A 7,440-nucleotide genomic window follows, 5' to 3' on the forward strand; every position below is an offset into this window, starting at 1 on the left:
AAAATACGCTGCGTTCGTTTTGCACCCAATTGTCCAGAACAAAATCCTATTGAGGATATTTGGTTACAAGCCAAAACGTGGGTACGGCGTTTTTGTGCCTTAATTCCAACATTTTCACATTTGACATGGATGTTTGAATGGTTTATTCGACACACTACCTTTAATTTTGCCACTCTTCAGATGTACGGAGCTTTTTCAAAAATCAAATAGGAGTCCTATACTTTCACATCTGATTGCTTGCCAGCAAGTATTGGCTGATATTCTCCATCGAGTACTTTTTGCAATTCATCAGCTAGACCAACATCATGTAAACTGACGACTAATTTTAGGTGCCAAGCCCTACGGTGTGGCAGATGTGCCAATGCACCCAATAAAGTCAACAACGCATTATTGACTTTATTTTCATTATTGTCTGTGTTGCGGTCAAAATAATTTCCTGTACGGTAAGCTGACTCTCCAACGGTATAAGCACTGCCGTTAAAAACTACCCGTCCTGGCACATCTTCCATCTCAGCATTAGTTATATAGCTGGGGACACGAACTACTTCAAACCCATCGACTAAAAGTTTTAGGCTTCCGTAACCGTTGTCAAAGCCAGCAGGAAAAATTTTTTGCAAGGTGTGAATGTTAGACATAGGCTCCAAGTAATACAGTTTAATTTGTGAAAATTATCTGTTGAAGTGATCTGCAAGAGCAAGAGAAAGAAAAATAAAATAACTTCCCCTTATTTTCCCAACTCAAGAGCTTATCATAACTCCTTGGGGGCTAAGTGGGGGACAAAATGTTAGTCAATCAAATATACCCTATAAAGCCCCTATATAGGATCTATGTGGGAGTCAAAATACCTCAAAAATGCTTAACTATTGTTGGGGTATATATAGTCCCCATATAGCCCCCATATAGAATTTTTGAAATCTTTTTTATCAACGCAGCAGAAATTAAATTAGATCATCGTTGACTCTTTGATTTATACTTTAATGTCAATATTTTGTTGAAAAGCAATTCAGCCTTGATCTTGAACTTCTTGGTGACTATGTAACGAGCGAGTCACTACTTGCTGACAGGTTCAGCTTTCTCAACTGAATTATCATTCACACCCAAAGTCAATTGCAAAGGAGTTCTTTGGGAGTAAGCTTTTACCACTTGTCGATAAACTTCATAGTTAGTAGGTAGCGTGTTCTGAGTATTACCCACTCCATAGGTCATTTCCAATTCGCAATTCGCAATTCGCAATTAATAATACCCTATGCATAAATGTGCTTGCTCTGAATATTGATACTACGTGTTCTTTTCTTTTCATAATTGAAATTAGTTGCTCTGTACCCCAACGGCTCAATTATCAATTACGCCGTAATTGCGAACTGCGAATTGCGAATTGCGAATTGTTGGGTCGTCTGGCCCAACAACTGCTCCTGGTGGTTTCACTCCATTCCGATTCACCATTGAAGTATTAGCAAAGGTTTCAATGCGTGGCTGTGGTTGACTAGTTAGATCATTGGCATACTTAACTTGCCATCTGTAACTGGTGAGTGCTGTAGCTTCATACTGTTCAGCAGTAGTAGTACTGCAACTAGTTAATTTCAGTGCCGTTAGTGCAATTATAATTGACGGTAAAAATCTCAGCTTTTGCATTATCAGTTGTAAATATTTTTCACCAATCACTCTTGAAGAGGGTGTGTGCCATCATTGCTGCCAAGGAGAAGGAATCGCTGTTGTTGAAACCACCTGACCCGTTGTTAATCTGATAGCCGTCTGCTCACAGTTTGGGCATTGGATTTTCAACTGAACAAGCGAAGGATGACCTTTGTATTCTCCCATTACTGGTTCCCCAGTAAACTCGCTAATTATTCCCTGCTGACAGTGCCAACACTCGAATACCACACGCCCCACTTGTTTATCGCAGTCTAAAAACTGGATATGTTGACAGCGTTCTGGCGCTAACTCTTCTTCTTCATCGCTCTTTGTCAATTGACCCTGTTGCTTGGGCTGTTGCGGTAATTTGGATTTTCTCTTGTCAGCAGAGGTAGGTTTGGCTTTACTTTTCTCTAAATGTTGCGGTTTTTCAGTAGCGTTTGTCTTTGACTTTAAAGGAGGTATTACCTCTGCTTGGGCTGGCTGCTCAACTGACGGCAGATCAACACTGGGAGTAATGTCAGGCTGAGAGGTTGGCTGCTGTTTCTCTACTGGTTTATAAGCAACAAGGTCAAGTTTTGGGCTTTGATCGTTGGATTCGGCTTGTGGTGATGGTCTTTTTGACGGACGTTGAGTAGATTTCATAGACATCTTGATTTCAGTGGACTTGCCGAACTAGTGGTTTCCAATTTTCTGTTAATCCGCTAACAATGATTCTAGTTGTTCTAAAAGACTTGCAATCTTCTTAGCTTTTTTGGGATCTGACCACTGTGAAGACTTTAATATTTTCTGAGATATGTCTTTAAATTCTCTCTTCAAAGAAGGAGGCTCCTGATCCTTCGTCTCTTTGATCCAATCACGAATATCTGCTAAAGATAACTTCTCAGCAATCGCTTTTTTCAACAAACTAGCTCTCTTAGCTTTGTCTTTCAGTGTGGCGATCGCTCTAGCTTTAGTGTATTCTATTTGCCCAGAACGTAGTACTTCTATTACGTCAATTGGCATATTCAGTAGAGGTAGCCGACTGACGCGAAAGCTTTCTGGTGATAGCTTACCTACCGTCATAAAGACACTCTCTATAATCTCCCACTGCTTACGGAAAACATTTTCCGTGTTTTCATCTGACCACTCAACTTTCTTTTTATCTAAATGTGCTTTTCTGTTCAATAAAGCAATTACTTCTTTGACAGTACAATCCATTTGCCAGGAAAGTAAATTTAGTATTCCTTCTGTTTCCTCTATTGGATTTAAATCTTCTCGTTGTAAATTTTCCAATAAGGATAGCTTTAGAGCCGAAGCGTCATCGACGTTTAATATCAGAGCAGGAACTTCTATTAAGCCTGCATTTCGTGCTGCACGATAGCGACGCTCACCTGCAATCAATAAATACTTCCCGTCCCGCTCAGGACGCAACCACAATGGTGATTGGACTCCCACTTCTTTGATAGAAGCAGTTAACGTAGCAAGTTTATCTATATCGAAATAACGGCGTACTTGTTCAGGATTGCAAACAATTTTATCAATTGGTACAGCGAATTTAGCAGTATTATCGTCAATGCTCTCACTTCTTGCTAGTGCTTGTAATTGAGCATTTAGTGATTCTAGTTCAGCAATACGCTGTTGCGATTGAAGTAATTGTTCTTCAAATTCTGCTACTTGTGCATTAGCAGAGAAATAGTCATAACTCTTATTTTGTCCCTTGGTTGTCACCCTTATCCTCCTGCAATATAGCTAATAATTCTTGGCAGATAGGATGAAGATCCTTGATAGCTTTATGTGTTGAGCGATGCAAATGCAAAGGGATGCCTTTTCCAGAAGCATTACTGAATTCGCAAGAGTAGCGGACGTGCGGATAACATTTTATCTTTAAAGGCGAAAGCATTTCTGGTAACTGACCGAGCAAATCCCTTTGCGCTGCTTCGCCACTGTCATACTTAGTAGGTACAAATCCTAGTATCTGGGGCTGGGGATTTAAGCGCAACTTTTTACAAGCCCCTCGGTACCAAGACAGCAAAACATTTGCCCCTGTTAATGATTTGGGACTAAGTTCAACAAGAATTAACATATGCGTAGCTACTGCCAGTGCGACATCATTGAGATTACCCAATGTAGCAGGACAGTCCAGAATCACCAGTTGGTGTGGCAAAGGAAAATCTTCAAACCTGTCTGCCAAAACATATTCCCGGCGATTACGAACTGCCAAATCTGACCCAACTTGAATCATTACTGGCCCACCCAAGCATATTTGTAATTTACCCTTTGGCTTTCCCCATTCTGGCATCAGTAAAGGCCAGTTACCATCAAAATCCTCGCTGAATACTGCGGCGATTGTTTGCTCTAATGGTGGGTCTTTGTCTAATCCACAAAACTGACTCATGGAAACGTTAGTATCTAAGTCGAGTAGCGCAACGTTAAAGCCGCGCTTTGCCATTTTATAGCCAATAAGTGTAGTTTTGGAAACTCCTCCGGCATTGGCTCCAATCCAGAGAACAACTTGTTTCATCTATTTGCAATTTCGTATGCTTGCGTTTTGTTATACTCTATCTTTCAGTTGAGTTTCTCGATTTATTTCTACCTCAAGTAGCCAGCCAAATAGACCGCGATTCTATCCAGTTTTTACCCCAAGATGTATTTACTGATGTCACATCTGGCGAAAAGAAAGAAATTGATTTACTGGCGCAGGTGCGTTATCAGCAACAAAAAACTTATTTTTTAATTCACGTTGAAAATCAGTCTTATACTGAGTCAGAATTTGCAAAGCGGATGTTTAAGTATTTTGCACGCTTGCATGAAAAATATGATTTACCAATTTACCCAGTTGTGATTTTCTCCTTCGACGAACCAAAACGTGCTGAATCTCAAAATTATCGTGTCACGTTTCCCGATTTAAAGGTACTAGAATTTCAGTTCGCAGCAATTCAATTAAATCGCCTAAGTTGGCGGGATTTTCTAACGCAATACAATCCAGTGGCAGCGGCGTTGATGGCGAAGATGAATATTGCGGTGTCAGAACGTCCGCAGGTGAAGGCGGAATGTTTGCGGTTACTAACAACTTTAAGGTTAGATCCAGCGCGGATGCAATTAATTTCGGGATTTATTGATACTTATTTGCGGCTTGATGATACTGAGAAGCAGGTTTTTCAAGCGGTGATTAGTACAATGGGATTAGATGAACGGGAGGAAGTTATGCAGATTGTAACAAGTTGGCAACAAGAAGGTGTGGAAATCGAAAGAAGGGAAACAATTTCGACGCTTTTAAAAGTACGTTTTGGAAATTTAGATACTGAGTTAGAAGCAATTATTCCTCAGTTAATGGAGTTATCTAGGGAAGAATATCTTGGCTTACTTTTACAGGCTGACCGTGAAGAATTATTATCGCGGTTTCAAAGGTAATCGTAATTTAATAAAAGCAAGTGTGCTATTTAATACATTTACAGAATCTTTTTTGCTACTTCAGTTCAACTCAATATTATGACTGCTAATATGGTGTCCATTATGTGATGGCTCATGTTTCCTGTGAAGTAATCGTTCCCTCTCTAAAATCATAACTTCTAGCTCACTTGGCACGTTCTTCTGAAAGTGGAAATATCTCCTCCCCCGTTTTTAGATTACCTCGACAAATCGTCCGCTTACCTTCATTTCGGACAATAAAATCACACTCGTGTTTGAGCGAAAAATAAGCTGATGTATTTATTAGATACATCAGCTTTTGACTTATCCCAAGATTTCAATCACAGCCGCTAGAATAGCTGGTGCTTTGTCTGAAACTGGAATGAATACCCGTTTTTGCCAGTTGATAATCTCGGTGAAACATCCAGCAGCTAAAAGCCGCTCTGCCAGTGAAATAGCATTAACCAGTTCTATGCGAGGTTCTGCGGCAATGTAAGAACGCCGTAAAGTTACGCCACCCGGTAACTGCTGGGAATACCCTTCATTTAGCACCAGTGAAACAAGTTCTGCTGGGCTTAACAACTGGTTCTTCAGACCGAGTTGTTCGCGCACGGTTTGAATGTCGTGAGCATTCACCACCCGACCGAGAATCTTTTGTCCATCGCTGGTTTGCAACCGGAATACTCGACTATTCTGCTGTGGTAGTATCTTCCAAATCGGTAGCAATATTCCTGTCATTAAGTGCAGGTAATCGGTAGTGAACTTGGGTAATTCGTCTACCTCCTTCGACCAAGCAGCAGTAAACGCATCAATAGAAACTTGCTGCCAAGTGGAAGATTCCAAGCCTTGGATTGGTAGGCGAGTTTCTTTCTGTGGGCGAATCAGCAAAACTCTTGGGACAACTCCACCCTCAGAGTCGAATAGACTATGCGTTGGAATTGTTATCGCCGCACGACCTTTCTCATTCACCATGAATTGCCCTTGGTACTTGGCAGCAAACTCAACCATCTCAATAGCGGTTCTGATGTTGTTTTTCTGAACTCGCTCAATTTTGAGGTAGTTGGTGACGCTACCTGTGGCAGGGTGGGTGTAGACAGCTTCCTGGCTCTCAACAGTAAACCGTTCAGCCCGTAAAGTCTCTACACCCATCTCATAGACACCAGCCGCGATCGCTGCTTCAATCTGCTGACTTAGCAACAACTCAAAACGCTCGAAAATGATGTTTTGCATATCGATGCGTAAAGCCAACAGGCGATTGAGGAATTGCCGCAATGGAGGCAAGTCGATTTTCATCCCGCCTTCATGAGAGGTTAAGCTAAGTCCCGTCATTTGCTCGAACTTTCCTAAAGGCACTTTATAAAATCGACCTTGGTATATTTGCCTGAATAACTCATACAGGGCGTGTTCTGCATAGTTCGACTCCAGATTATCTTTAGCCTCAAATATCCCATTGCCACCCGTCTGCCGTTGACCGCGAGTAAGAGCGCCCAAGCTATCCAGTCTTCGGGCAATGGTTGAGATAAAGCGGCGTTCACCTATAACGTTAGTGGTTACAGGTCGGAAAATAGGTGCTGATGCTTGGTTTGTGCGGTGCGATCGCCCAAGCCCTTGAATTGCGTTGTCTGCTCTCCAGCCGGCTTCTAACAAATAATGTGATCGCCGTCTCCTATTCACAGCCTTGAGGTCAGCGTGATAGCTGCGACCCGTACCACCAGCGTCACTGAAAATGAGGATTTGTTTGTCTCCCTGCATAAACGCAGCAGTTTCAGCAATATTCGCGCCACTGCCTCTAGAATCCACAAACAAACGTCCAGATTCATCTTTGAGAACTCGCTTACTGCGACCAGTTACTTCAGCCACTTGCTTGTGACCAAAATGCCACAGCAATTGTTCTAATGCACCAGGGATGGGATCAAGGCTTGCTAACTTATCGACTAACGCATCCCTCAAGGCTACAGCTTCAATAGAGATAACTGGAGAGCCATCAGCGTCAAAGACTGGCTCGGATCTTTCTGAGCCGTCAACACCTGAATAGATGGAATGCAAATGAATGGGGAATGCACTCATCAAATAATCCATGACATATTCCCGTGGAGTCAGATCAAGATTGAGATCCTTCCATTCTTCGAGTGCAACTTCATTGAGTCGGCGCTTAAGCAACTCCTCATTAGTTGATACAATTTGAATAACAATGGCGTTACCCACAGCTAAATCCTCTTCAATCGCTTTAATTAACTGCGGACATTTCATGCCAGTCAACAGATGGTTGAAGAATCTTTGCTTGTGCGACTCGAACTGAGACACTGCGCTCATCTTTGCAGCACGGTTGTAAGTTTTGTCACCAGAGATATTACAAGCTTCCAGGGCTTTATCTAAATTATTATGAATAACACCAAAAGCATCAGAATAGCTATTGTA

At 41.8% G+C, this 7,440-nt stretch carries 5 protein-coding genes and 3 pseudogenes; 2 read left to right on the top strand and 6 right to left on the bottom strand.

The features are described 5' to 3' along the window. Nucleotides 1-210 (top strand): annotated as a pseudogene (locus tag H6G97_RS41160) (IS630 family transposase); the annotation flags it as partial. Between the two features lie 8 nt (nucleotides 211-218). On the opposite strand, the pseudogene H6G97_RS41165 reads toward H6G97_RS41160, so the two are convergent. The 5 genes and pseudogenes from H6G97_RS41165 to H6G97_RS41190 all read right to left on the bottom strand — a co-directional run. Continuing rightward, nucleotides 219-635 (bottom strand): annotated as a pseudogene (locus H6G97_RS41165) (ParM/StbA family protein); the annotation flags it as partial. A gap of 415 nt (nucleotides 636-1,050) precedes the next feature. After that, nucleotides 1,051-1,632: pseudogene (locus tag H6G97_RS56270) on the bottom strand (hypothetical protein). A 51-nt stretch (nucleotides 1,633-1,683) separates the two neighbouring features. Further along, nucleotides 1,684-2,277, bottom strand: a complete 594-nt coding sequence (locus H6G97_RS53870) for a hypothetical protein (protein ID WP_242055925.1) — start codon at nucleotides 2,275-2,277, stop codon at nucleotides 1,684-1,686. 51 nt (nucleotides 2,278-2,328) lie between these two features. Then, nucleotides 2,329-3,342, bottom strand: a complete 1,014-nt coding sequence (locus H6G97_RS55670) for a ParB/RepB/Spo0J family partition protein (RefSeq protein ID WP_190946364.1) — start codon at nucleotides 3,340-3,342, stop codon at nucleotides 2,329-2,331. Then, a complete protein-coding gene (locus H6G97_RS41190; protein WP_190946365.1) occupies nucleotides 3,320-4,135 on the bottom strand; it encodes a ParA family protein in 816 nt (271 codons plus the stop codon). The genes H6G97_RS55670 and H6G97_RS41190 overlap by 23 nt, the downstream gene beginning before the upstream one ends. Nucleotides 4,136-4,155: 20 nt before the next feature. Here H6G97_RS41190 and H6G97_RS41195 point away from each other — a divergent pair, with 20 nt between their 5' ends. Further along, complete coding sequence (locus H6G97_RS41195) at nucleotides 4,156-5,025, top strand: RpnC/YadD family protein (protein WP_199350023.1); 870 nt, start codon at nucleotides 4,156-4,158, stop codon at nucleotides 5,023-5,025. 321 nt (nucleotides 5,026-5,346) lie between these two features. Here the strand turns inward: H6G97_RS41195 and H6G97_RS41200 are convergent. Beyond that, a partial coding sequence (locus tag H6G97_RS41200) for a strawberry notch C-terminal domain-containing protein (RefSeq protein ID WP_190946366.1) occupies nucleotides 5,347-7,440 on the bottom strand: 2,094 nt, incomplete at its 5' end.

The sequence above is a fragment of the Nostoc flagelliforme FACHB-838 genome (genome assembly GCF_014698065.1).
In the GTDB taxonomy this organism is placed as follows: domain Bacteria; phylum Cyanobacteriota; class Cyanobacteriia; order Cyanobacteriales; family Nostocaceae; genus Nostoc; species Nostoc flagelliforme_B.